This window comes from Buttiauxella sp., assembly GCF_049686335.1.
Taxonomy (GTDB): domain Bacteria; phylum Pseudomonadota; class Gammaproteobacteria; order Enterobacterales; family Enterobacteriaceae; genus Buttiauxella.
Genome location: NZ_JBAVHX010000029.1, coordinates 100,558 through 124,027, shown reverse-complemented (window position 1 = coordinate 124,027; position 23,470 = coordinate 100,558). Strand labels below are relative to the sequence as shown.

27 protein-coding genes are annotated in these 23,470 nt (G+C 50.2%); 17 read left to right on the top strand and 10 right to left on the bottom strand.

Going from position 1 to position 23,470, the window contains the following annotated elements; all coding sequences use genetic code 11:
* The 3 genes from WBL83_RS18105 to WBL83_RS18095 form a co-directional block, all read left to right on the top strand.
* The coding region (locus WBL83_RS18105) for an ankyrin repeat domain-containing protein (protein ID WP_424590431.1) at window positions 1–583 on the top strand (583 nt) is incomplete at its 5' end.
* Between the two features lie 263 nt (window positions 584–846).
* Window positions 847–990 carry a hypothetical protein gene (locus WBL83_RS18100; RefSeq protein ID WP_424590430.1) on the top strand — a complete coding sequence of 48 codons (144 nt, stop codon included), beginning with the start codon at window positions 847–849 and terminating at the stop codon, window positions 988–990.
* A 28-nt stretch (window positions 991–1,018) separates the two neighbouring features.
* A complete protein-coding gene (locus WBL83_RS18095; protein ID WP_424590429.1) occupies window positions 1,019–1,267 on the top strand; it encodes a hypothetical protein in 249 nt (82 codons plus the stop codon).
* A gap of 275 nt (window positions 1,268–1,542) precedes the next feature.
* Here WBL83_RS18095 and WBL83_RS18090 read toward each other — a convergent pair whose 3' ends face one another.
* Entirely contained in the window at window positions 1,543–2,145 is a 603-nt protein-coding gene (locus tag WBL83_RS18090) for a peroxiredoxin C (RefSeq protein ID WP_120066281.1), read from the bottom strand.
* Window positions 2,146–2,346: 201 nt separating this feature from the next.
* Entirely contained in the window at window positions 2,347–2,928 is a 582-nt protein-coding gene (acpH, locus tag WBL83_RS18085) for an ACP phosphodiesterase (RefSeq protein ID WP_424590428.1), read from the bottom strand.
* Window positions 2,929–3,031: 103 nt separating this feature from the next.
* Between acpH and queA the strand changes: the two genes are divergently transcribed.
* From queA to WBL83_RS18050, 7 genes are all read left to right on the top strand, one after another.
* Window positions 3,032–4,102: a tRNA preQ1(34) S-adenosylmethionine ribosyltransferase-isomerase QueA gene (queA, locus tag WBL83_RS18080; protein WP_424590427.1), complete on the top strand. Its 1,071-nt coding sequence runs from the start codon at window positions 3,032–3,034 to the stop codon at window positions 4,100–4,102.
* An 80-nt stretch (window positions 4,103–4,182) separates the two neighbouring features.
* Window positions 4,183–5,310 (top strand): tRNA guanosine(34) transglycosylase Tgt, encoded by a 1,128-nt coding sequence (tgt, locus tag WBL83_RS18075; RefSeq protein WP_064549189.1) that lies wholly within the window; start codon window positions 4,183–4,185, stop codon window positions 5,308–5,310.
* Window positions 5,311–5,331: 21 nt separating this feature from the next.
* On the top strand, window positions 5,332–5,664 hold the full coding sequence (gene yajC / locus WBL83_RS18070) for a preprotein translocase subunit YajC (RefSeq protein ID WP_034457929.1): 333 nt from the start codon (window positions 5,332–5,334) through the stop codon (window positions 5,662–5,664).
* Window positions 5,665–5,691: 27 nt separating this feature from the next.
* Window positions 5,692–7,539: a protein translocase subunit SecD gene (secD, locus tag WBL83_RS18065; RefSeq protein ID WP_424590426.1), complete on the top strand. Its 1,848-nt coding sequence runs from the start codon at window positions 5,692–5,694 to the stop codon at window positions 7,537–7,539.
* Between the two features lie 10 nt (window positions 7,540–7,549).
* The gene (gene secF / locus WBL83_RS18060; RefSeq protein WP_424590425.1) at window positions 7,550–8,521 is read left to right on the top strand and encodes a protein translocase subunit SecF; all 972 of its coding nucleotides are present in this window, start codon (window positions 7,550–7,552) and stop codon (window positions 8,519–8,521) included.
* Window positions 8,522–8,662: 141 nt separating this feature from the next.
* Window positions 8,663–9,028 (top strand): VOC family protein, encoded by a 366-nt coding sequence (locus WBL83_RS18055; RefSeq protein ID WP_424590424.1) that lies wholly within the window; start codon window positions 8,663–8,665, stop codon window positions 9,026–9,028.
* Between the two features lie 71 nt (window positions 9,029–9,099).
* Complete coding sequence (locus WBL83_RS18050; RefSeq protein ID WP_424590423.1) at window positions 9,100–9,816, top strand: helix-turn-helix transcriptional regulator; 717 nt, start codon at window positions 9,100–9,102, stop codon at window positions 9,814–9,816.
* A 36-nt stretch (window positions 9,817–9,852) separates the two neighbouring features.
* Here the strand turns inward: WBL83_RS18050 and WBL83_RS18045 are convergent, their stop codons facing one another.
* Both WBL83_RS18045 and WBL83_RS18040 read right to left on the bottom strand, forming a co-directional pair.
* Window positions 9,853–10,746: a nucleoside-specific channel-forming protein Tsx gene (locus WBL83_RS18045; protein ID WP_424590422.1), complete on the bottom strand. Its 894-nt coding sequence runs from the start codon at window positions 10,744–10,746 to the stop codon at window positions 9,853–9,855.
* 381 nt (window positions 10,747–11,127) lie between these two features.
* Window positions 11,128–11,688 (bottom strand): DUF3251 domain-containing protein, encoded by a 561-nt coding sequence (locus WBL83_RS18040; protein WP_424590421.1) that lies wholly within the window; start codon window positions 11,686–11,688, stop codon window positions 11,128–11,130.
* A gap of 150 nt (window positions 11,689–11,838) precedes the next feature.
* Here WBL83_RS18040 and nrdR point away from each other — a divergent pair, with 150 nt between their 5' ends.
* The 6 genes from nrdR to pgpA all read left to right on the top strand — a co-directional run bounded on the left by nrdR (window position 11,839) and on the right by pgpA (window position 15,981).
* Window positions 11,839–12,288 (top strand): transcriptional regulator NrdR, encoded by a 450-nt coding sequence (gene nrdR, locus WBL83_RS18035; RefSeq protein WP_034493695.1) that lies wholly within the window; start codon window positions 11,839–11,841, stop codon window positions 12,286–12,288.
* 5 nt (window positions 12,289–12,293) lie between these two features.
* Window positions 12,294–13,409 (top strand): bifunctional diaminohydroxyphosphoribosylaminopyrimidine deaminase/5-amino-6-(5-phosphoribosylamino)uracil reductase RibD, encoded by a 1,116-nt coding sequence (gene ribD / locus WBL83_RS18030; protein ID WP_424590420.1) that lies wholly within the window; start codon window positions 12,294–12,296, stop codon window positions 13,407–13,409.
* A gap of 79 nt (window positions 13,410–13,488) precedes the next feature.
* A complete protein-coding gene (gene ribE, locus WBL83_RS18025) occupies window positions 13,489–13,959 on the top strand; it encodes a 6,7-dimethyl-8-ribityllumazine synthase (RefSeq protein WP_424590419.1) in 471 nt (156 codons plus the stop codon).
* 20 nt (window positions 13,960–13,979) lie between these two features.
* Window positions 13,980–14,399: a transcription antitermination factor NusB gene (nusB, locus tag WBL83_RS18020; RefSeq protein WP_034457944.1), complete on the top strand. Its 420-nt coding sequence runs from the start codon at window positions 13,980–13,982 to the stop codon at window positions 14,397–14,399.
* 111 nt (window positions 14,400–14,510) lie between these two features.
* On the top strand, window positions 14,511–15,488 hold the full coding sequence (thiL, locus tag WBL83_RS18015) for a thiamine-phosphate kinase (RefSeq protein WP_424590418.1): 978 nt from the start codon (window positions 14,511–14,513) through the stop codon (window positions 15,486–15,488).
* The gene (gene pgpA / locus WBL83_RS18010; RefSeq protein WP_424590417.1) at window positions 15,475–15,981 is read left to right on the top strand and encodes a phosphatidylglycerophosphatase A; all 507 of its coding nucleotides are present in this window, start codon (window positions 15,475–15,477) and stop codon (window positions 15,979–15,981) included. Before thiL ends, pgpA begins: the two co-directional genes overlap by 14 nt.
* Window positions 15,982–16,111: 130 nt before the next feature.
* Here pgpA and WBL83_RS18005 read toward each other — a convergent pair whose 3' ends face one another.
* From WBL83_RS18005 to xseB, 4 genes are all read right to left on the bottom strand, one after another.
* Window positions 16,112–17,086 (bottom strand): aldo/keto reductase, encoded by a 975-nt coding sequence (locus WBL83_RS18005; protein ID WP_424590416.1) that lies wholly within the window; start codon window positions 17,084–17,086, stop codon window positions 16,112–16,114.
* Between the two features lie 55 nt (window positions 17,087–17,141).
* Window positions 17,142–19,004: a 1-deoxy-D-xylulose-5-phosphate synthase gene (dxs, locus tag WBL83_RS18000; protein WP_424590436.1), complete on the bottom strand. Its 1,863-nt coding sequence runs from the start codon at window positions 19,002–19,004 to the stop codon at window positions 17,142–17,144.
* A gap of 71 nt (window positions 19,005–19,075) precedes the next feature.
* Window positions 19,076–19,975 carry a (2E,6E)-farnesyl diphosphate synthase gene (gene ispA, locus WBL83_RS17995; RefSeq protein WP_424590415.1) on the bottom strand — a complete coding sequence of 300 codons (900 nt, stop codon included), beginning with the start codon at window positions 19,973–19,975 and terminating at the stop codon, window positions 19,076–19,078.
* A complete protein-coding gene (gene xseB, locus WBL83_RS17990; RefSeq protein ID WP_034457955.1) occupies window positions 19,976–20,218 on the bottom strand; it encodes an exodeoxyribonuclease VII small subunit in 243 nt (80 codons plus the stop codon). It lies immediately after the preceding gene.
* 190 nt (window positions 20,219–20,408) lie between these two features.
* Here xseB and thiI point away from each other — a divergent pair, with 190 nt between their 5' ends.
* Window positions 20,409–21,857, top strand: coding sequence for a tRNA uracil 4-sulfurtransferase ThiI (thiI, locus tag WBL83_RS17985; RefSeq protein WP_424590414.1), 1,449 nt, complete (start codon window positions 20,409–20,411; stop codon window positions 21,855–21,857).
* A 126-nt stretch (window positions 21,858–21,983) separates the two neighbouring features.
* Here the strand turns inward: thiI and yajL are convergent, their stop codons facing one another.
* Window positions 21,984–22,577, bottom strand: a complete 594-nt coding sequence (gene yajL / locus WBL83_RS17980) for a protein deglycase YajL (RefSeq protein ID WP_424590413.1) — start codon at window positions 22,575–22,577, stop codon at window positions 21,984–21,986.
* Entirely contained in the window at window positions 22,537–23,451 is a 915-nt protein-coding gene (panE, locus tag WBL83_RS17975) for a 2-dehydropantoate 2-reductase (protein WP_424590412.1), read from the bottom strand. The genes yajL and panE overlap by 41 nt, the downstream gene beginning before the upstream one ends.
* Window positions 23,452–23,470 lie beyond the last annotated feature (19 nt).

Below are 23,470 nucleotides of genomic sequence, written 5' to 3'. Positions count from 1 at the left end.
ATGGTTTTTTTGTGAACGATGTCTGAGCGGAGGGGGATGTGAAGCTAAGGATGTTAAACAATGTGAAGCTGTCACCCTTCCAGATAGAAATGAAGCTCTGGATGTCGCAGTGGGAGCAGCTAATACTGAGGCTGTTCGCTTTCTAGTCGATGTTGCAAAAACAAATGTAAATGGAGTTAATGGGGATTTTAAACAACAACCATTAATGGCCGCAGCTTATTATGGTACTGAAGAACACCAAAAAATAGCCTCTTTCTTACTTTTGAGGGGAGCAAATATCAACGCAACTGATTTATCAGGAAATTATACTGCGTTACTAACGGCAATCTGGAAGGGTAATACTGATTTTGCTAAATTTCTTCTTGAGAAAGGGGCTGTTCCATCAACAACAGCGCCAAACATGAGAAAGCGCACTGCATGTGAGGTGGCCCTAATATATAAGAGAAAGGAAATTATCCAATTTATCCCAGATTGTCTTTCTTTTGCTGAAAAAATATTAATTCGCTGGGTAAATAGTGGAAGAAAGGCAGAAAATCATTGTGCAAATTGGATGTTATGGAATCAGCCATGGACTTTGCACTGATATAGATGACATCTGGGGCGAAAGGGCTTCTTTTAGCGAGTAGTATTTCTGATGACATCGATGATGTTTAGCATGGAAATGAATGCTAATGTCGGTGGATTACATAATAGACCTGTAGATGTCCGTTGACTTAAAAGGAAGAGATATAATGTACAGCGACCCTGCCATCATCAATAAGAAGAATGAATGGGGCGAGAAGTGGTCATAGCTCTAGAGGTAGGCTCCTACGCGATATGGCCCACCCGGCGCTACCTGATAAGCGTATGATGGAAGATCAGACTTTAATCTATCGCTATGACGTGTATGGCAACCTGGTGGGCGGCAGCAATCCGCAGCGGCTGTATCTATCCATCCGTATGCAGAGCCAGCATTATGACGATGAATCGGATATTCATTATAAACGCTAGCTTTAATTACTGATCATGTTGGATAATTATGAAAAAATTTGATGGCTTTTTTATTGCGGTCTTCTTCCTAATAGGCTGTACAGATTATAATATGTCTGAAATAGCTAAGGAGAAGGTTGAAGAATTTAGAGTTATGTATGAAAAGGGATTGTTCGATAATATCTATCATGAGTTGTCAGGGAAAATGCAGCAGAGCACGTCGCTGAAAGTATTTAGTGAATTTATGAGTTCAGAAAAATCAGAGTTAGGCCAGTTTAAAAAAAAGCCAGCTGATTAATTCTAATATGATAACTATATATAATAGGCAAGCCTAGTGTTGTTCTTACATATCACTATTAATATTCTAATAAATTTGCAACGGAAAAATTTTCATTTGATCAAACTGAAAGTGGGATAAAACTATCTGGATATAGTTACACTGTATCAAAGTAACAGTCATTGGAAATGGTTAATATTCGATGGCAAGTTTTTCCAGACTGCTAAACATTCCAGACATATAAATTCATTAAAAAAGGCCGCTTGCGCGGCCTTTTTGTCAAAAACGTTTACCGATTACAGGCTAGAAACGTTTTCGCTCAGGTATTTAGCAACGCCGTCTGGAGACGCGTTCATGCCTTCTTTACCTTTTTCCCACTGGGCTGGACACACTTCGCCGTGCTCTTCGTGGAATTGCAGCGCATCAACCATACGCAGCATTTCATCAACGTTACGGCCCAGCGGCAGGTCGTTAACAACCTGGTGACGCACGATACCGGCTTTGTCGATCAGGAAAGAACCACGCAGAGCAACGCCTGCGTCTGGATGTTCGATGCCATAAGCTTTCTGAATTTCACGCTTAATGTCAGCAACCATCGCGTATTTCACTTCACCGATGCCGCCGTTTTCAACAGGGGTTTTACGCCATGCGTTGTGAACGAACTCGGAGTCAAAAGATACACCAACGACTTCTACGCCACGTTTCTGGAATTCTTCGTAACGCTTGTCGAACGCGATCAGTTCAGACGGGCATACGAAAGTGAAGTCCATTGGCCAGAAGAACACAACGGTGGTTTTACCATTGGTGTGTGCTTTGAAGTTGAAGTTTTCAACGATTTCGCCACTGCCGAGAACGGCTGCAGCTGTAAAGTCAGGGGCTGGACGAGTAACCAGGACCATATGTACTCCTGTTAATTTTGTTAAAGTGAGTGTTAACGCAACGGGGGGGAGTATAGGGGTGGCAATCCCTCTAACTCAAGCATACTGTGCCGATTAATCAGATAGGATTTACCTATCAAAAAATGAATATTCGTACAGCGGAGATCCAAAATAGCCCTTTTTTGTAAAAGGGCAAGAAGTTAATAACCAGGCTGCGATCGGTTACAAACTTTTTTGTTCAGCCATCACCATCATGCGTGGGTAGAACTGCCAGAACAGCTCTTCAAGAGCATCGTAATGGGTGTCGAGATCGACCCATGAAGCTCGCAAAGCATCGAGTTTTGGTCTACGGCTTGCCATGCCATTGAGAACGTTAGCAATAAATGCCATGTCGCTATAACGCTCAAGCCAGCGCTCATTCCACAGATACTGATTAAGATTGATAAAGCGTTCTGGGGTATCGATGATGAAGGGTTCGATACTGGCGCGTGCGTACGCCACAAACTCAGGCAGCGGCGTGTCAGGGCTGAGTGTCTGCCAGTGTCGGGAAACAAAATGGTCCCACATCACATCCAACGTTATAGGGGCGACACGGCGTGTCTCCGGGCGAAACCACTGCCGCGCAATCGCTACTTCCGGCAAGCTATCGGTCAGAACGTCCACGCGACGGTGCATATGGATACCCGCCACTACGTCACCTGCATAGCTTTCATTCGGGTTGCCACGGACAAAATCGGCGAGCAAATTCCCCAGAAGTGAGCTGTCAGCAAGGCTTGCGAGATGTAAATGGGCGAGAAAATTCATATTAACCTTATTCGTAAATGGCTTGAGGACGGCTTATTCCTTGCAGGGAGTGTCCCCTGGCACTAGACTGTAGCGCCACTTTTTAAGTCTTGAGTTCTTTACCATGCGTGTTGCCGATTTTACCTTTGAATTACCTGAATCCTTGATTGCCCACTATCCGCAAGCACAGCGCAGTGGGTGCCGTTTGCTATCGCTGGAAGGGCCGACGGGTAATTTAACGCATGGCACTTTCACCGATCTGCTCGATAAGCTCAACCCTGGAGATCTGCTGGTCTTTAATAATACCCGCGTGATCCCGGCGCGCCTGTTTGGCCGTAAAGCCAGTGGCGGCAAGATTGAAGTGTTGGTCGAGCGCATGCTTGATGACAAACGTATTCTTGCGCATATCCGAGCCTCTAAAGCCCCTAAACCTGGTGCTGAATTATTGCTGGGCGATGATGAAAGCGTACATGCCACGATGGTTGCGCGCCACGATGCGTTGTTTGAAGTGCAGTTTGAAGACGAGCGCAACGTACTTGATATTCTCAATAGCATCGGCCATATGCCGCTGCCGCCTTATATTGACCGTCCGGATGAAGACGCAGACCGCGAGCTTTATCAAACCGTATACAGCCAGAAGCCGGGTGCGGTTGCTGCACCTACTGCGGGCCTGCACTTTGACGAGCCATTGCTGGAAGCACTGCGCAACAAAGGTATTGATATGGCGTTTGTCACGCTGCACGTGGGGGCAGGGACATTCCAGCCAGTGCGCGTCGACAGCATTGAAGACCACATCATGCATTCCGAATATGCGGAAGTCCCACAAGACGTGGTTGACGCCGTGTTAGCCTGCAAAGCGCGTGGAAATCGCGTGATTGCTGTCGGCACCACATCGGTTCGTTCGCTGGAAAGTGCGGCACAGGCTGCGCAAAATGACCTGATTGAACCGTTCTTTGGTGACACGCAAATATTCATTTATCCAGGTTATCAATACAAAGTAATTGATGCGCTGGTGACCAACTTCCACCTGCCAGAATCGACGCTGATCATGCTGGTTTCTGCATTCGCTGGTTATAAAAACACCATGAATGCTTATAAAGAAGCTGTTAACTCCGAATATCGATTTTTTAGTTACGGAGATGCCATGTTCATCACGTACAATCCGCAGGCGATAAATGAGCGCCCAGGCGCCTAATCACTCAATTCGACGTCGCCGGTCAATCCGACGACGTTTTGTCTTAACCATCAGACTGTTTCTCTGATGCTGGAGGAAATGTGAAATTTGAATTAGATACAACCGACGGACGCGCTCGCCGTGGCCGCCTGGTGTTTGACCGTGGCGTTGTAGAAACGCCAGCTTTCATGCCTGTTGGCACTTACGGCACCGTAAAAGGGATGACGCCGGAAGAAGTTGAAGCCACTGGCGCACAGATTATTCTGGGCAACACCTTCCACTTGTGGCTGCGTCCAGGCCAGGAAATCATGAAGTTGCACGGCGACTTACATGATTTCATGCAGTGGAAAGGTCCAATCCTGACTGACTCCGGCGGCTTCCAGGTCTTCAGCCTGGGCGACATCCGTAAAATCACTGAAGCGGGTGTGCATTTCCGCAACCCTATTAACGGTGATGCGATTTTCCTCGATCCAGAAAAATCCATGGAAATTCAATACGATCTCGGTTCTGACATCGTGATGATTTTCGACGAATGTACGCCATATCCTGCTGACTGGGATTACGCTAAACGTTCGATGGAGATGTCACTGCGTTGGGCACAACGTAGCCGCGATCGCTTTGATTCTCTTGAGAATAAAAATGCGCTGTTCGGCATTATCCAGGGTAGCGTTTACGAAGATTTACGAGATATCTCGGTAAAAGGTCTGGTAGAGATAGGCTTTGATGGCTACGCTGTCGGCGGCCTGGCTGTAGGCGAGCCGAAGGAAGACATGCACCGTATTCTGGAACATGTTTGCCCGCAAATCCCTGCAGATAAGCCTCGTTACCTGATGGGCGTAGGAAAACCGGAAGACCTGGTTGAAGGCGTTCGTCGCGGTATCGATATGTTCGACTGCGTGATGCCTACCCGTAATGCACGTAATGGTCACCTCTTTGTCACCGATGGTGTGGTGAAAATCCGCAACGCGAAGCATAAAGATGACACTTCGCCGCTAGATTCTGAGTGTGATTGCTATACGTGTCGCAATTATTCACGTGCCTACTTGCATCATCTTGATCGTTGCAACGAAATACTTGGCGCACGGCTCAACACTATTCATAACCTGCGCTATTACCAGCGTTTAATGGCTGGTTTACGTAAGGCCATTGAAGAGGGTAAATTAGAGCACTTCGTGAGTGATTTCTACGAGCGAACCGGTAAGCCAGTTCCACCTTTGAATGTTGATTAATTTAATAATGAGGGATTTTTAATGAGCTTTATCATTTCTGATGCGGTAGCTGCAACAGGTGCTCCGGCGCAAGGTAGCCCGTACTCTTTGATTCTTATGCTGGTGGTATTTGGTCTGATCTTCTATTTCATGATCCTGCGCCCACAGCAAAAACGTACCAAAGAGCATAAAAAGCTGATGGACTCCATCTCTAAAGGGGATGAAGTGCTGACGACTGGTGGTCTGGTTGGTCGCGTAGTGAAAGTAGCTGAAACTGGCTATATCTCAATCGCGTTGAACGATACCACTGAAGTGGTTATCAAACGTGATTTCGTAGCTGCCGTTCTGCCGAAAGGCACTATGAAGGCGCTGTAATATTCGTTTTTCCCTAAGGGAACTACCGTGCTAAACCGCTATCCTTTGTGGAAGTACATCATGCTGATCGTCGTGTTTATCGTCGGTCTGCTATACGCACTTCCCAACCTATATGGTGAGGATCCGGCAGTTCAGATCACTGGCGCGCGCGGCGTCGCCGCCAGTGAGCAAACGCTGATCCAGGTCCAGAACACCTTAAACGCAGAAAAAATTATCGCTAAATCTGTGGCCCTGGAAGAGGGTGCAATTCTTGCACGCTTTGACACCACTGATACGCAGCTTCGCGCTCGTGAAGTCCTGATGAGCGAATTAGGCGACAAGTACGTCGTGGCACTTAACCTTGCCCCGGCCACTCCTCGCTGGTTATCCGCTATCTCCGCAGAACCGATGAAACTCGGTCTTGATCTGCGTGGTGGCGTGCACTTCCTGATGGAAGTTGACATGGATACCGCTCTGAGCAAGTTGCAGGAACAAACCATTGATAACCTGCGTACTGACTTGCGAGAAAAGAGCATCGTTTACACCAACGTGCGTAAAGCCGATAACTATGGTGCAGACGTTATCTTCCGTGACAGCAAAACGCGTGATGACGCTCTCTCTTATTTATCTCCACGCCATCGTGATCTGGTGCTTTCCGCTCAAGGCAGCAACGCCCTGCGTGCTGTAATGACGGATGCTCGACTGAGCGAAGCGCGTGAATATGCTGTTCAGCAGAACATTAATATCCTGCGTAACCGTGTAAACCAACTGGGTGTGGCTGAACCTCTGGTACAACGTCAGGGTGCAGATCGTATCGTGGTTGAGTTGCCTGGTATCCAGGATACTGCGCGTGCGAAAGAGATTCTCGGCGCGACAGCAACACTTGAGTTCCGTCTGGTTAACACTAACGTTGATCAGTCTGCGGCAGCTTCTGGCCGTGTGCCAGGCGATTCCGAAGTGAAACAGACCCGTGAAGGTCAACCGGTTGTCCTGTACAAGCGTGTGATTCTGACCGGTGACCATATCACTGACTCCACTTCCAGCACTGATGAATACAACCAGGCGCAGGTGAATATTTCACTGGATAACGCGGGTGGTAACATCATGTCTAACTTCACTAAGGACAACATCGGTAAACCGATGGCGACCCTGTTTGTGGAGTACAAAGACAGCGGTAAGAAAGATGCAACCGGTCGTGCGGTACTGATGAAACAAGAAGAAGTTATCAACGTGGCGAATATTCAATCGCGCCTGGGTAACAGCTTCCGTATCACGGGTATCAGCAACCCGACTGAAGCACGTCAGCTTTCTCTGCTGCTGCGTGCGGGCGCCTTGATTGCACCAATCCAGATTGTTGAAGAACGTACCATCGGTCCAACCCTCGGTATGGAAAACATCAAGCAAGGTCTGGAAGCATGTCTGGCAGGTCTGGCGGTTTCAATCATCTTTATGCTGTTCTTCTATAAGAAGTTTGGCCTGATTGCGACAACTGCACTGTTGGTAAACCTTGTCATGATCGTGGGGATTATGTCTCTGCTACCAGGGGCAACGTTGACCATGCCGGGGATTGCGGGGATCGTGTTAACCCTTGCCGTAGCCGTCGATGCTAACGTACTGATAAACGAACGTATTAAGGAAGAACTTAGTAACGGGCGTTCGGTGCAACAAGCTATCCACGAAGGTTACCAGGGCGCGTTCAGCTCTATTTTCGATGCTAACATCACGACGCTTATCAAGGTCATCATCCTGTATGCCGTAGGCACCGGGGCAATTAAAGGCTTTGCGATCACGACCGGTATTGGTGTGGCGACGTCCATGTTTACCGCAATTGTCGGTACCCGTGCCATCGTAAACCTGTTGTACGGCGGCAAACGCATCAACAAGCTGTCTATCTGAGGAGTGCGTTGTGGTACAGGAATATACTGTTGAACAATTAAACTACGGCCGTAGAGTCCATGACTTTATGCGCTGGGATTTCTGGGCATTCGGCATCTCCGGATTCCTGTTAATCCTTTCTATCGTCATTATCGGCGTAAAAGGTTTTAACTGGGGTCTGGATTTCACCGGCGGTACGGTCATCGAAATTTCGCTGGAAAAACCAGCCGATTTGGACATGTTACGTGGCGCGCTGGAGAAGGCGGGATTCCAGGATCCGTTAGTTCAGAACTTTGGTAGCAGCCGTGACATCATGGTGCGCATGCCACCAGCCCACGGGGAAACCGGTGGTCAGGTGCTGGGCAGTAAGGTTGTGAACGTGATTAACGAAGCGACCAGCCAGAATGCCGGTGTAAAACGTATTGAGTTCGTTGGCCCAAGCGTGGGTGCGGACCTGGCTCAGAATGGTGCCTTAGCTTTGTTAGCAGCACTTATCTCCATTCTGGTCTACGTTGGTTTCCGCTTTGAGTGGCGTCTGGCTGCCGGTGTGGTCATCGCGTTGATGCACGACGTGGTCATTACATTGGGCGTGCTGTCGTTGTTCCACATTGAGATTGACCTAACCATCGTCGCGTCGTTGATGTCGGTTATCGGTTACTCACTGAACGACAGTATCGTAGTATCTGACCGTATTCGTGAGAACTTCCGTAAGATTCGTCGCGGTACACCTTATGAGATCTTCAACGTTTCTTTGACGCAGACTCTGCATCGTACGTTGATTACCTCTGGTACCACATTGGTTGTGATTCTGATGCTGTATCTCTTCGGTGGGGCAATGCTGAAAGGCTTCTCACTGACGATGCTGATCGGTGTTTCAATCGGTACTGTTTCTTCCATTTACGTCGCGTCCGCGCTGGCGTTGAAACTGGGCATGAAGCGCGAGCACATGCTGCAGCAGAAAGTGGAAAAAGAAGGTGCGGATCAGCCGTCGATTCTGCCTTAATTATCAGTTCGTTTATTGATAATAAAAACCGCAGCCATTGTGCTGCGGTTTTTTTTCGCCTGAGTAAAAGTCTCCTGACAGTATGCTGTCAGTAGGGGGTGGGTAGACTCAATGTTGAACATCACCATTGAGGAACTAAACATGAGCACTATCATCAGTTGGTTTGAAATCCCGGTACAGGATCTGGAACGTGCAACGGTATTTTATCAGGCTGTTTTTGCGGCTGAGTTTAAACGTGAATCTATGGGAGGAATGGAAATGGCCATCTTCCCGCACCAGAAACCGAATCCAGGCGGCGCATTACTCAAAGCCGATACGTTTAAGCCTTCAGCGCAGGGGACCGTGGTTTACCTCCATGCCCCTGACTTAACGGCGATGCTGGCTCGTGTCTCCAAAGCGGGCGGGGAATGCGTCTTTGGCCCGCAGGTATTGCCCGATGATATTGGCACTTTTGCTCTTATCGTCGATAGCGAAGGGAATCGTGTCGGGTTACATCAACCGGCGTGAGTGCGGATATACTGAACAACAAACGCCTGCCGGTTATGCTGGCAGGCATCTTATCTTCATAAATGAAGCCTATGAGCCGAAGAGCAGACCGCCTTTTTCAAATAGTACAAATTCTGCGTGGGCGTCGGCTATCGACGGCTGCGCTGCTTGCCGAGCGCCTCGAAGTCTCTGAGCGCACCATCTATCGTGATATTCGTGACTTATCCCTTTCCGGTGTTCCCATTGAAGGTGAAGCGGGCTGTGGCTACCGTCTGCTTGCCGGTTATGATTTACCTCCCCTGATGTTTACTCCCACAGAAGTGGAAGCGCTGGTGGCGGCGATACGCTTAGTGCAAACGTGGAGTGGTGAATCACTTGCCCAGGCGGCGGGCACAGCCGAAGAAAAGCTGCTTGGGGTCCTGACGCCGCAACGACGCGTGGTTGCGGAGCGTTGCCGGATTATTTCTCCCGATTTTAATAAATATCCGCAGGTGAAAACCTGGTTTGACGTCTTTCATCGTGCCATCGGGGAGTTGCAAGTGCTTCATATCGACTATGCCGATGAGAAGGGGCGCGCGTCGAGCAGGAATGTCCATCCGCTTGGGCTGACATTCTGGGGGGAAGTGTGGCTGCTGGTAGCCTGGTGCGAAGCGCGTGAGGACTATCGTAGTTTCCGGCTCGACAGATGTTTGTCAGTCGATCCTACTGGGCACTATTTTTCTGAACGAGCCGATCGTTCTCTGGCCCATTTCATCGAGTTGCAGCAACGTGAAGGGTGTTTACCAGAGACAAAACAACCGATCGGCTAAGTGCGGATCGGTTTTTTTTAACGCTTCAGACGGTTATTAGAAGTTGTAACCCACAACTAAGTAACCACCCCAACCGGTAGAACGTACGCTGAAGTCACCTTCACCGAAGTTCAGGCTTGCGTCATCCGCCCACTGACCACCATTGTGCCAGTAACGCGCAACAACTGAGTAGTGCCAGTGATCGTAGTTCAGCGCAAGGATATGGCTGGACGCGATGGAGTTGCTGGTACGCGCATGTTTGCCGTTATTGTCGATGAAGTTGTCATCGCCCAGATCTGAACCCCAGTCAAAGTTGGTGAAACCGATGTAGCTCAGGTTACCGCCCCACAGGCTGGTAATCGGTACAAAGTATTTCACTTTGAAACGGTAGCCATCCCACTCGTTTTCGTTGGATGCGCCATAGTTCTGCCACTGGTATTTCGCATACACGTTAAGAGACAGGCTCATCGGCAGACCGGTTTCGATGTCGGTACCCAGACCCATGTACCAGGTGCTTTGTTTGCTGGCATCATTGCCATGCGCACCCATGTCATAGATATAGTTGTTGGCGATGTACCACTCTTTGAATGGGCCAAATGCCAGGCTGGTGCCGGTCAACTTATCAATAGAGAAGCGCGGTTCGATCTCCATGAACATGCGTGAGCCGTCGTCCCAGACACCTTTATCGTTGCCGTTACCCCAGCCGAAGGTTTTTGGAATATCGATGTAGCCGTAGAAATCTAACCAGTCTTTTTTGGCGAATGCTTCATATTCCATATAGACGTCGTTAGTAATTTGCGGTCCAAAGCGAGTGTGGTAGCTGCCCACAACGTTGACGCTTTGATGCCACCAATCAGAGACATATTCACTATTTTTTGTATCTTCGGCGTGAGCCGCGAAAGAGCTTGAAAGCGCCAGGACGGTGCTAGCCGCCAAAATAATTTTTTTCATATTTTATGCCACTGTTTTTATACATGATTCCCGTGAGGGCAGGAGGCGAGTGATCACCCGGGTCATTAACCATTCAGCTGGTTTCTTATTGACGCGCCTATTATAGAAATCCCTGCTCACAAAAATATGTTTCATTTCACATTATCGCCACATGCGTAATCGATTGCGTTCACGTTTGCGCACATTCAAAACGGGCGAGATTTTACCTGGTTCGTGAATTTAAGCAAATGGATGAGCCATTGTTACAATTTTATGTGACTCAGATCACTGAGATTTATAATGTCAGAAAGACGTTTTCTCGAATTTCATTCGGCGAGGTGTAACAAAAAAAGGTAAATGTTACTGAGGGTTAATCCCCCGCAGAGGCAGGGGGATTATCGTTTATTGGGCAGGTAAAGCCTGAGAAGGATCAATTGGCTGGATATCATGAATGCGCACAAAACCCAGTTGCTCTGGTGTAAGACCCGAAAGCACTAATGGAATGCTCACATCACTCGGTGCAAGAACACTCGCAGGCGCATTGATTTGCTGCGTCTGGACATTCACTTCCTGATAGTTTTCGGTGGTGCCCTGAATTTGCCCCCATTCCACTTTGCCGGTGAAAGCAGGAAGTGGTTCGTTAGATTCACCTTTAATAATCAGCATCACGCGGCTGCCGTTGTCTTGCGGGGTGACGCTACTCAGCGACATTTGCAAATTGCCTAGTTGGCTGTTCAGGCGCGCCGGAATTTTCGAACCGGGTAACAAATAAACACCGGTTGTCGATTTGGCATTCAGCGCATTTTGCTGAGTCAGCTTGACGGTTTGATCGGTGAGTTGTGTCATTTCTTTATTTAAAGAACCTACTTCGCTCTTCATCTGGCGCACTTCTGTTTGTTGGGCACAAGCGCTGAGGCTCACCATACTGGTAACCAGGAGAATTCTTAGGTAACTCTTTGTCATAACTAATTTTTCCTTAAAGTTTCTTCCTGATTTAAGCGTAGCTGTTCGCCAATGAAAAGTCATATTTCCTGGGATACGGTGGCATGCCTTTGTACTCTAGCGACTTCGCGGTAAACTATTGTTCATTTGACTAATCCTTCAGGACGCGCCATGCATTGCCCATTCTGTTTCGCAGTAGACACCAAAGTGATTGATTCCCGGCTTGTCGGCGAAGGGTCTTCCGTGCGTCGTCGTCGTCAGTGCCTGGTGTGCAATGAACGCTTCACCACTTTTGAAGTGGCGGAGCTGGTTATGCCGCGCGTGGTAAAAAGTAATGATGTTCGTGAGCCGTTTAATGAAGACAAATTGCGCAGCGGTTTTTTAAAAGCGCTGGAAAAGCGGCCAGTCAGTTCCGATGACGTAGAAATGGCGATAAACCACATCAAATCCCAGTTACGTGGCACCGGCGAGCGTGAAGTGCCAAGCAAAATGATTGGCAATCTGGTGATGGAACAGCTTAAAAAACTCGATAAAGTGGCGTACATCCGCTTTGCATCGGTTTATCGCAGCTTTGAAGATATCCGCGAATTTGGCGAAGAAATTGCCCGCTTACAGGATTAATGCCGATGTCGCTTGATGAAAAATTTATGGCTCGCGCAATGCAACTGGCAAAGCGTGGCCGTTTTACTACGACGCCTAACCCGAATGTCGGCTGTGTTATCGCCAAAGACGGTGAAATCGTCGGTGAAGGTTTTCACTTTCGTGCGGGTGAACCCCATGCGGAAGTGCATGCATTACGTATGGCAGGAGAAAAAGCGCGCGGGGCGACAGCCTATGTCACTCTCGAGCCTTGCAGCCATCACGGGCGTACACCGCCATGCTGTGAAGCGTTAATTGCCGCAGGCGTTTCGCGTGTCGTTGCCGCGATGCAAGATCCCAATCCGCAAGTTGCTGGCCGTGGGTTATACGCTCTGCAACAAGCTGGCATTGAAGTCAGCCACGGTTTGATGATGAATGAAGCTGAGGCGATTAACCGCGGTTTCCTGAAGCGCATGCGTACCGGCTTCCCGTTTATTCAACTTAAACTGGGAGCATCGCTTGATGGGCGTACAGCAATGGCGAGCGGTGAAAGCCAGTGGATTACTTCTCCTGAATCTCGTCGCGATGTGCAGCGTCTGCGTGCGCAAAGTTCAGCGATTCTGAGTAGCAGTGCGACGGTGCTGGCAGACAATCCCTCTTTGACTGTACGTTGGAATGAATTAGATAGCGCAACGCAGGCGGTTTACGACGAAGAAAACCTGCGCCAGCCAACGCGGATTATTCTCGACCGTGAAAATCGCGTAACACCACAACATAACCTTATCGCTCAAGCGGGTGAAAGCTGGCTTGCGCGTTGTCATGCTGACCAACAAACGTGGCCTGAAGGCGTTGAGCAGTTTATCGTGCCCGAACACAACGGCCATCTTGATTTGGTGGTGATGATGATGTTGCTGGGCAAACGTCAGATAAACTCGATTTGGGTTGAAGCCGGCCCGACACTTGGCGGTGCGCTGCTTCAGGCAGGACTGGTGGATGAACTGATTGTCTATGTTGCGCCGAAACTATTGGGCAATGATGCGCGTGGCCTTTGTCACCTGCAAGGGCTTGAAAAACTTGCCGATGCGCCCGAGTTTAGCTTTAGCGAAGTCCGTCAGGTAGGCCCTGATTTGTGCCTGCATTTGACGCCGCGATACGCCGGCTAGTAAAACGTAAGCAGGCACCAAAAGATTATGATAAAATCCGCCCCCCTAACGGGGCTAAACAGAACCGTAAAGGAAGAATATGAACATCATTGAAGCAGCCGTTGCTACTCCAGACGCTCGCGTCGCCATCACCATCGCGCGTTTTAACAACTTCATCAATGACAGCCTGCTTGATGGTGCGCTTGACGCTCTGAAACGTATCGGCCAGGTTAAAGATGAAAATATCACCGTGGTCTGGGTTCCGGGTGCTTATGAGTTGCCACTGGCGGCAGACGCACTGGCGAAAACCAAGCGTTATGACGCGGTGATTGCGCTGGGTACGGTTATCCGTGGCGGCACAGCTCACTTTGAATACGTTGCTGGCGGTGCTAGCAACGGCCTGGCGCATGTTGCTCAGGAAACGGGTATTCCAGTCGCCTTTGGCGTGCTGACTACTGAAAGTATTGAACAAGCCATCGAACGCGCTGGCACAAAAGCCGGTAACAAAGGTGCAGAAGCTGCACTGACCGCGCTTGAAATGATTAATGTATTGAAAGCCATCAAGGCCTGATTTTTTGTAAGGGGAAATCTGTGAAACCTGCTGCTCGTCGCCGTGCCCGTGAGTGTGCCGTTCAGGCGCTTTACTCCTGGCAGTTATCTCGAAATGACATCGCTGATGTCGAATACCAGTTCCTGGCGGAACAGGACGTCAAAGACGTTGACGTTAACTACTTCCGCGAACTGTTGGTCGGGGTGGCTACTAACAGCGCGTATCTGGATGGGCTCATGAAGCCTTATCTGTCCCGTCAGCTCGAAGAGCTGGGTCAGGTAGAAAAAGCGGTTCTGCGTATCGCACTGTTTGAACTGGCTAAGCGAGATGACGTGCCATATAAAGTGGCGATTAATGAAGCCATCGATCTTGCGAAAACCTTCGGCGCCGAAGACAGCCACAAGTTCGTGAATGGTGTACTTGATAAAGCTGCTCCGCAAATCCGTCCCCGCAAGAAATAATCTCCAGGCCGGTTTATCCCGGCCTTTCTTTATTCTGTATCCGTTAGCATTCGAGTTGCATCCAACACCCTGCAGCATGAAGGATGACGGGTATATTTAGAGGCATAACGCATGGCATGCGGTGAGTTTTCCTTAATTGCCCGTTATTTTGATCGCGTAAGCAGTTCCCGCCGCGATGTGGAAACCGGAATCGGCGATGATTGTGCATTGCTAACGGTGGCTGAAAAGCAGGTCCTCGCGATCAGTACCGATACTCTTGTCTCGGGCATTCATTTCCTGGCTGATATTGACCCTCGTGATTTGGGTTACAAAGCGCTGGCCGTAAATTTAAGTGATCTGGCCGCAATGGGTGCGGATCCTGCCTGGTTGACGCTCGCCATTACCCTTCCTGAAGTCGATGAAAGCTGGCTTGAAGCCTTCAGCGACAGCCTGTTTGAACAACTCGAATACTACGATATGCAGCTGATTGGCGGTGACACGACGCGTGGGCCACTTTCCATGACGCTTGGCATTCATGGTCTGGTACCAGCTGGCCGCGCGCTTAAACGCAGCGGTGCACGCATTGGCGACTGGATTTATGTTACCGGCACGCCGGGAGATAGCGCAGCGGGTCTGGCAATCTTGCAGGATCGTTTAACGGTTAAAGATCCTACGCAAGCGGCCTATCTCAAGAAGCGCCATCTGCGACCAACAGCACGCATTTTGCACGGCCAGGCTCTGCGCGATTTGGCGAGCAGTGCCATTGATCTCTCTGACGGGCTAATTTCCGATTTGGGGCACATCCTCAAAGCCAGTGAATGCGGCGCGCGCGTGGATCTCGACGCTTTGCCATATTCTGATGCTTTGAAGGCGAATGTCAGCCCTGAGCTGGCTCTGCAGTGGGCGCTTTCGGGTGGAGAAGATTACGAACTGTGCTTCACCGTGCCAGAAATCAACCGTGGTGCGCTGGACGTAGCTATCGGCAATCTGGGGATCCCGTTTACCTGTATCGGTCAGGTAGGTCCTGCGTCGGAAGGGCTGCAGTTCTTCCAGCATGGCAAGCCGGTAACACTGGATTTAAAAGGATACGACCACTTTGCCTCGCTCTAAAGATGTGGCTATTAGCCGTTTAAAGCTCAGTAATCCGTGGCATTTGCTTGCCACCGGTTTTGGTAGTGGGTTAAGCCCGATTATGCCGGGTACTGCGGGTTCGCTTGCGGCAATTCCGTTCTGGTATGTGATGACTTTGCTGCCGTGGCAGCTTTACTCCATGATCATAATGCTCGGTATTTGTATCGGGGTTTATCTTTGCCACCAGACTGCGCGCGATATGGGCGTTCATGACCACGGCAGCATCGTGTGGGATGAATTTATCGGCATGTGGATAACCCTGATGGCGCTGCCAGTTAACGACTGGCGCTGGGTCGCAGCAGGCTTTGTGATTTTCCGTATCTTCGATATCTGGAAGCCGTGGCCGATCCGTTGGTTTGATCGCAACATTCATGGTGGGATGGGGATCATGGTGGATGACATCGTCGCGGGCGTCATTTCTGCGGGGATTATTTATCTGATTGGTCACCACTGGCCGATTGGCCTGTTCTGATTTAGAACAACCCTCACCCCGGCCCTCTCCCTGAGGGAGAGGGAGGAAAACGGACTGTTCCTTCTCCTGGGAGGAGAGGGAGAAAAACGGACTGTTCCCTCTCCTGGGGGAGAGGGTTAGGGTGAGGGCGTTACTTAAATCCAACCTTTTCATGCGGCTGGTAAACGGATTCCAGCTCGGCAATCTCTTCCGGTTTCAGCGTTAAATCCACCGCTGCCAGCAAATCATCTAGTTGATGTTCACGGGAAACGCCAATAATTGGCGCGGCAATCCCCGGCTTACTCAGCAACCACGCCAGTGCCACTTGTGCACGCGTGACGCCTTTATCAGCTGCAACATTCGCCAGTCGCTCTGCAATCAGCGCATCGTTATCGTGGCTAGCATCGTAGAGATCTTTACCGACTTCATCAGAGACCGAGCGTGCGGTGGTGTCGCCCCACGGACGCGTCAGTTTGCCTCGGGCCAGCGGGCTCCACGGAATAACCGCGATCCCTTGTTCGTAGCAAAGCGGCAGCATATCGAGTTCTTCTTCACGATAGATCAGATTGTAGTGATCCTGCATGGTGACGAAACGCGCCCAGCCGTGTTGATCCTGCAGTGCCAGCGCCTGAGCCAGCTGCGAACTGTGCATCGAAGAAGCCCCGATATATCGCGCTTTACCCGCTTTCACTACGTCATTGAGTGCCTCAAGCGTCTCTTCAATAGGCGTGTTGTAATCCCAGCGGTGGATTTGCAGCAGATCGACGTAGTCAGTTCCCAGACGTCGCAGGCTGTCATCTATCGAACGCAGGATTTGTGCACGGGAAAGGCCTTCGGGTAAATCGCCGACCTGAAAGTAAACCTTGGTCGCGAGAACAGCATCTTCACGGCGGATGAAATCTTTCAGGGCGCGCCCGACAATCTCTTCGCTGCTACCGTCGGAATAGCTATTGGCGGTATCAAAGAAATTAATGCCGTTATCAATGGCGTGTTTGATGATGAGGCGGCTACTCTCTTCGGGAAGCGTCCAGGCGTGATTGCCACGATCTGGTTCGCCGTAGGTCATACAACCCAGGCAAAGACGGGAAACCTTGAGATCTGTTTTTCCTAACGTGTTGTATTGCATGGTTCCACTCCAGTTATGCAGGATACTTTAAGCATAGCAGGAGTGGAGGAAGGAATTAGTTAAGCCAGTTGCGGATCCTTGCTTCCATACCTTCAGCATCCAGTCCGATAGCCGCGCGGGCCTCTTCCTGGGTACCTTGGGCAATAAAGTAATCCGGTAAACCGATATTTAATACCGGGACCACTTTACGGTTGGCCATCAACACTTCGTTAACGCCACTCCCCGCGCCACCCATCACCGCATTTTCTTCGATGGTGACTAGCGATTCGTGGCTGGCGGCTAATTCAAGAATCAGTGCTTCATCGAGCGGTTTCACAAAACGCATGTCGACCAGCGTCGCATTGAGGGATTGTGCAACGGCTTCAGCTTCCGGCAGCAATGTGCCAAAGTTCAGCAGGGCGATTTTTTCACCCTCGCGTTTTTTCAACCCTTTACCGATTGGCAACAATTCCAGTGGCTGCAATTCAGCGCCAGTGCCATTGCCACGCGGGTAACGCACCGCACATGGGCCTTCATTGTAGTGATAACCGGTGTGCAGCATCTGGCGGCATTCGTTCTCATCACTTGGCGTCATGATGACCATGTCTGGAATGCAGCGCAGGAAGGAGATGTCGAACGCTCCCTGGTGGGTTTGCCCGTCAGCACCGACAATACCCGCGCGGTCGATGGCGAATAACACCGGCAGCTTCTGGATAGCTACGTCATGAATCACCTGATCGTAGGCGCGTTGCAGGAAGGTCGAGTAAATCGCGACAACCGGTTTGTAACCGCCAATCGCAAGGCCTGCCGCAAACGTCACCGCGTGCTGTTCAGCGATGGCAACATCAAAATATTGCGAAGGATACTGGCGTGAAAACTCCACCATGCCCGAGCCTTCGCGCATCGCAGGCGTCACAGCCATTAGTTTGTCGTCTTTGGCTGCGGTTTCGCATAACCAGTTACCAAAGATCTTCGAGTAGCCTGGCAAGCCACCGGCTGCTTTCGGTAACGTTCCGCTTTGCGGATCAAATTTCGGCACCGCATGGAAGCTGATCGGGTCTTTCTCAGCAGGTGCATAACCACGACCTTTCTTGGTCATGATATGGAGGAATTGTGGGCCGTTCAGGTCACGCATGTTCTTAAGCGTATTGACCAGGCCGATAACATCATGCCCGTCGACCGGGCCAATGTAGTTAAAGCCTAACTCTTCAAACAACGTACCCGGCACCACCATGCCTTTAAGATGTTCTTCCGTACGCTTGAGCAATTCTTTGATTGGCGGCACACCGGAGAAGACTTTCTTCCCCCCTTCGCGCAACGAAGAATAGAGTTTGCCTGAAAGCAACTGGGCGAGGTGGTTATTCAATGCACCGACGTTTTCGGAAATCGACATTTCGTTATCGTTGAGGATAACCAGCATATTTGGGCGAATATCACCGGCATGGTTCATCGCTTCAAACGCCATCCCTGCTGTGATAGCGCCATCGCCAATCACACAGACCGTGCGACGGTCTTTACCTTCTTTTTCCGCAGCCACTGCAATACCAATTCCGGCACTGATGGACGTCGATGAGTGACCTACGCTCAGAACGTCATATTCGCTCTCGGCACGCCACGGGAAGGGGTGTAGGCCACCTTTCTGGCGGATAGTGCCAATTTTGTCACGACGGCCAGTAATGATTTTATGTGGATAAGCCTGATGACCGACATCCCAGATTAACTGGTCGAAAGGGGTGTTATAGACATAGTGAAGCGCTACGGTCAGTTCTATCGTGCCAAGACCTGAGGCAAAGTGCCCGCTGGAACGGCTTACGCTATCGAGCAGGTAGCGACGCAACTCGTCACACAGTTTCGGTAAGCTCTCTTTTGGCAACAGGCGTAACTCTGGAGCAGATTCCACCAGTGCGAGGGTCGGGTATTTGGCAATATCAAAACTCATTAGAAACTCATCGTGGTGTTTACCCTTCATCCTTCAAGCCTCTGCCTGAATGCCAAAGGGTAAGTTAATAATTATTTATCACGTTGGATTATATAGCTCGCTAACGCTTCCAGTGCGGTAGTGTCTAACGACTGGCGAGCCAGTCCTTCCAGCGCCCGGAGAGATTCCTGATAGAGATCCCATGCTTTCGTTTTGGCATTCTCCAGCCCAAGCAGCGCCGGATAAGTACTTTTACCGAGTTGCTGATCGGCGCCCTGGCGTTTACCCAGCGTTGCGGTATCACCGATGACATCGAGAATATCGTCCTGTACCTGGAATGCCAGGCCGATACTGTCTGCATAATGGTCAAGCAAAGGGAGAGCGTTACGGCCTGCATCACCTGCGCTCAATGCGCCCAGACGAACAGCTGCACGAATTAACGCGCCAGTTTTATGACGATGAATACGCTCAAGGCTTTGCAGATCAATATGCTTACCTTCAGCTTCCAAATCCAACGCCTGACCACCACACATTCCCGCAACGCCACTGGCCGTAGCCAGTTCTTTCACCATCGCGAGTCTGTCTGCAATCGCCACTCCCGCCATCGGGGCATCACTTAGTATAGAAAACGCCAACGTTTGTAGGGCATCCCCCGCTAAAATGGCACTCGCTTCACCGAATTTGATATGGCAAGTCGGTTGACCGCGACGTAAATCGTCGTCATCCATGGCGGGTAAATCGTCATGAATCAATGAATAAGCGTGGATGCATTCAATTGCCGCAGCAGGGGCATCCAGGGTTTCTTGCTCTACGCCGAACATTTCTCCGGTCGCGTAGACCAGGAAAGGGCGAAGCCTCTTGCCACCAAATAGTGCGCCATAGTGCATCGCTTCAACCAGAGGAGTGTTCTGAAACGGCAGCGGCGCTAAAAAACGCAGCAGCGCATCGTTGGCCCGCAGTGCATGGGCCTGCAACTGATGGTTAAAATCCATTTACTCGTTATCCGGGGTAAAAGGCTTGAGTGGGGCGTCTTCGCTATCGCTGAGCAGGATTTGCACGCGTTGTTCTGCCTGTTGCAGTTTCACCTGACCCTGGCGCGCAAGCTGCACACCACGTTCAAATTCATTTAATGCCTCTTCGAGCGCTAAATCGCCGCTCTCAAGACGAGTAACTATCTGCTCAAGCTCCACAAGCGCAGTTTCAAAACTGGCCGGGACTTCGGTTTTTTTCGGCATAGTGAATGTCTGACTCTAATAATTTTTGCGACTCTGCCATGGTAGCGGAGTCATTTGTGTAACGCCATGGCTCACTGTTAGTGATATACTTTTGCGCCTCGGATGTATCGGCGCTATTGCCGCTGCAATTCTTTAAGTCTTTTAGCCCGCATGATCGATATGCCTGGCTCATCAACGAATCATAGCCGCCATGAAGTTTATCATTAAATTGTTCCCGGAAATCACAATCAAGAGCCAATCTGTGCGCATACGCTTTATTAAAATGCTCACCGGGAACATTCGCAACGTTTTAAAACACTACGATGAAGATTTAGCGGTTGTTCGCCATTGGGACAACATTGAAGTTCGCGCTAAAGATGAAAATCAGCGTATCGCGATTCGTGAAGCGTTGACCCGTATTCCAGGTATTCACCATATTCTGGAGGTTGAAGATGTGCCATTTACTGACTTGCATAATATCTTCGAGCAGGCGTTGGAACTCTATCGCGATCAACTGGAAGGCAAAACCTTCTGCGTGCGTGTGAAACGTCGTGGTAAACATGAGTTTAGCTCTATTGAAGTTGAACGCTATGTCGGCGGTGGCCTGAATCAACACATTGAATCAGCGCGCGTAAAACTGACCAAGCCGGATGTCACGGTTAATCTGGAAATCGAAAACGATCGTCTGCTGCTGGTGAAAGGCCGTTACGAAGGTATTGGCGGCTTCCCGATTGGTACGCAAGAAGATGTGCTATCACTGATTTCCGGCGGTTTCGACTCTGGCGTGTCCAGCTATATGCTGATGCGTCGCGGCTGCCGCGTGCATTACTGCTTCTTTAACCTCGGTGGTGCAGCGCACGAAATCGGCGTTAAACAAGTCGCACATTATCTGTGGAACCGTTTCGGTAGCTCCCACCGCGTGCGCTTTGTGGCGATCAACTTCGAGCCTGTGGTGGGCGAAATCCTTGAGAAAGTTGAAGACGGCCAGATGGGCGTGGTGCTCAAGCGTATGTTTGTGCGTGCCGCTTCCAAAGTGGCTGAGCGTTATGGTGTGCAAGCGTTAGTGACTGGCGAAGCATTGGGCCAGGTTTCCAGCCAGACGCTGACCAACCTGCGTTTAATCGACAACGTTTCCGATACGCTGATTTTGCGTCCGCTGATCTCTCACGATAAAGAGCACATTATTGATTTGGCACGTGAAATTGGTACCGCTGACTTTGCGCGTACCATGCCGGAATACTGTGGTGTCATTTCGAAAAGCCCAACCGTCAAAGCGGTGAAGGCGAAGATTGAAGCCGAAGAAGCTAATTTCGACTTCTCCATTCTTGACCGTGTGGTTGAAGAAGCGACAAATATCGACATTCGTGAAATTGCCAATCAATCCAAAGAAGTGGTGACGGAAGTTGAAACCGTTGACGCATTTGGCCCGAATGATGTGCTGTTAGATATTCGTTCTATTGACGAGCAAGACGAGAAGCCATTTAAGCCAGAAGGTGTGGAAGTGGCGTCGCTGCCATTCTACAAACTCAGCACTGCATTTGGTGATTTGGATCAGAGCAAAAATTATTTGCTGTGGTGCGACCGTGGCGTGATGAGCCGTTTGCAGGCGCTGTATCTGCGTGAGCAAGGCTTTGAGAACGTGAAGGTTTACCGCGCTTAATTTTCTACGCCCTCATCCCAGCCTTCTCCCCCAGGAGAAGGAGAAGTCCAGTTTCCCCTCTCCCTCAGGAGAAGGAGAAGTCCAGTTTCCCCTCTCCCTCAGGGAGAGGGCCAGGGTGAGGGTGGTTTAATAATCCCTGTAACTATAAATTCCCGCCGCTAATACCAATTGCTGTGAAACCTCATGGGCTTTTTCACGGCTCACCAGCAAATCGATAATCTTCAGTGCAAAATCTATTGCCGTGCCAGGCCCCTGGCTGGTCAACAGGTTGACTCGCGGATCCCAGACAATACGTTTATCTTGCCACTGAGCTTCCGGAATCGTTTCCTTAAGGCCAGGAAAACCTGTCATGTTTGCGACAGGGAACAGCTCGTGCGGAACCAGAACCGTCCCGGCTGCAGCACAAATGGCGGCAACGATGCGTCCGGAAAGATGGAACTGGCGCACGGTTTCCACTAACAGTGGGTTGTCGCGAAAACACTCTGCGCCCTTTAAGCCGCCGGGCAGCACAATGATATCGAACTCACCGTCCGCCACTGCAACTAATGGCGCATCAGCCAGTAGTTTGACGCCACGTGAACAGGTAATGGTCAGATCTCCATCACTGGCGACGCTTGCGGTTGTGACGCAAATCCCGCCGCGCACCAGAAGATCGATCGTCGTAACGGCTTCTGTTTCTTCAGTTCCAGGAGCCAGGCAAACCAGTGCTCGAGCGCTCATACTCATTCTCCTTACGCTTTATCAGCTCATACAAGCGGCTGTTCACCGGCACGCTGAGGCCATGAGCGCGCGCGCGTTGCAGTAAATAACCAGTAATGTAATCAATCTCTGTGTGACGTTGAACCCGCACATCTTGCAGCATCGACGAGATATTCTCAGCGGTGCTTTCGATAACTTCATCGACGTAAAAAAGCAGATCTTCTGGGGACGTGTGATGCCCTTCGCGTTCCATCACCATGGCGACTTCGTGGCAGATTTCGCGCACTTCCGACGGATGATGGAGTAACTGACCGTTCGGGCAGTTATAGAGCGCGGTCAGCGGGTTAATCACACAATTCACCGCCAGTTTCTTCCAGCTTGCGGCTTGAATATTGTTATGCCAGGCTATTTCCGGCAGCGCGTGATGCAGGTTATCGGCGAGAAAACTGTACTCGTTGCCTGCCACATTGCCTGGGCCAATATGCGTAGTGCCATTTGCCACGTGAATAATGATATTGCCATCGCGACGGGCCGCATGGGTGGTGACGCCAGTTAAAAGTGGCTGGTGCAACGTCCGCAATTCTTCAATTGTCCCCATGCCATTATGCAGAAGCAGAATAGGGCAATGAGACGGAAGTTTGCTGGCCAGTGCTCTCACTGAGCCGGAAACCTGCCAGGCTTTTAGTGTCACCAGCAATAAATCGCTGCTGGCGAGAAAGTCGGGATCGTTAGCGGTCAGCGTTTGATTAAACACGCTGCCGTCGGTTTCGACCACGTTGACATGACAAAACGGCTGCGGTACGCGCAACCATCCTTGTACTTCATGTCCTTGCTTGTAAAGCGATGCTAGCCAAAGTTGGCCGAGCGCACCGCAACCTAGCACGGTGATTTTCATTATGTCTCCCCATAACACC

Bases quoted from the DNA above. Each gene is read 5' to 3' on its own strand.
- WBL83_RS18100 (WP_424590430.1), top strand. From the start codon at position 847: ATGATGGAAGATCAGACTTTAATCTATCGCTATGACGTGTATGGCAAC.
- WBL83_RS18095 (WP_424590429.1), top strand. From the start codon at position 1,019: ATGAAAAAATTTGATGGCTTTTTTATTGCGGTCTTCTTCCTAATAGGC.
- WBL83_RS18090 (WP_120066281.1), bottom strand. From the start codon at position 2,145: ATGGTCCTGGTTACTCGTCCAGCCCCTGACTTTACAGCTGCAGCCGTT.
- acpH (WP_424590428.1), bottom strand. From the start codon at position 2,928: ATGAATTTTCTCGCCCATTTACATCTCGCAAGCCTTGCTGACAGCTCA.
- queA (WP_424590427.1), top strand. From the start codon at position 3,032: ATGCGTGTTGCCGATTTTACCTTTGAATTACCTGAATCCTTGATTGCC.
- yajC (WP_034457929.1), top strand. From the start codon at position 5,332: ATGAGCTTTATCATTTCTGATGCGGTAGCTGCAACAGGTGCTCCGGCG.
- WBL83_RS18055 (WP_424590424.1), top strand. From the start codon at position 8,663: ATGAGCACTATCATCAGTTGGTTTGAAATCCCGGTACAGGATCTGGAA.
- WBL83_RS18050 (WP_424590423.1), top strand. From the start codon at position 9,100: ATGAGCCGAAGAGCAGACCGCCTTTTTCAAATAGTACAAATTCTGCGT.
- WBL83_RS18045 (WP_424590422.1), bottom strand. From the start codon at position 10,746: ATGAAAAAAATTATTTTGGCGGCTAGCACCGTCCTGGCGCTTTCAAGC.
- WBL83_RS18040 (WP_424590421.1), bottom strand. From the start codon at position 11,688: ATGACAAAGAGTTACCTAAGAATTCTCCTGGTTACCAGTATGGTGAGC.
- nrdR (WP_034493695.1), top strand. From the start codon at position 11,839: ATGCATTGCCCATTCTGTTTCGCAGTAGACACCAAAGTGATTGATTCC.
- ribD (WP_424590420.1), top strand. From the start codon at position 12,294: ATGTCGCTTGATGAAAAATTTATGGCTCGCGCAATGCAACTGGCAAAG.
- ribE (WP_424590419.1), top strand. From the start codon at position 13,489: ATGAACATCATTGAAGCAGCCGTTGCTACTCCAGACGCTCGCGTCGCC.
- thiL (WP_424590418.1), top strand. From the start codon at position 14,511: ATGGCATGCGGTGAGTTTTCCTTAATTGCCCGTTATTTTGATCGCGTA.
- WBL83_RS18005 (WP_424590416.1), bottom strand. From the start codon at position 17,086: ATGCAATACAACACGTTAGGAAAAACAGATCTCAAGGTTTCCCGTCTT.
- dxs (WP_424590436.1), bottom strand. From the start codon at position 19,004: ATGAGTTTTGATATTGCCAAATACCCGACCCTCGCACTGGTGGAATCT.
- ispA (WP_424590415.1), bottom strand. From the start codon at position 19,975: ATGGATTTTAACCATCAGTTGCAGGCCCATGCACTGCGGGCCAACGAT.
- xseB (WP_034457955.1), bottom strand. From the start codon at position 20,218: ATGCCGAAAAAAACCGAAGTCCCGGCCAGTTTTGAAACTGCGCTTGTG.
- thiI (WP_424590414.1), top strand. From the start codon at position 20,409: ATGAAGTTTATCATTAAATTGTTCCCGGAAATCACAATCAAGAGCCAA.
- yajL (WP_424590413.1), bottom strand. From the start codon at position 22,577: ATGAGCGCTCGAGCACTGGTTTGCCTGGCTCCTGGAACTGAAGAAACA.
- panE (WP_424590412.1), bottom strand. From the start codon at position 23,451: ATGAAAATCACCGTGCTAGGTTGCGGTGCGCTCGGCCAACTTTGGCTA.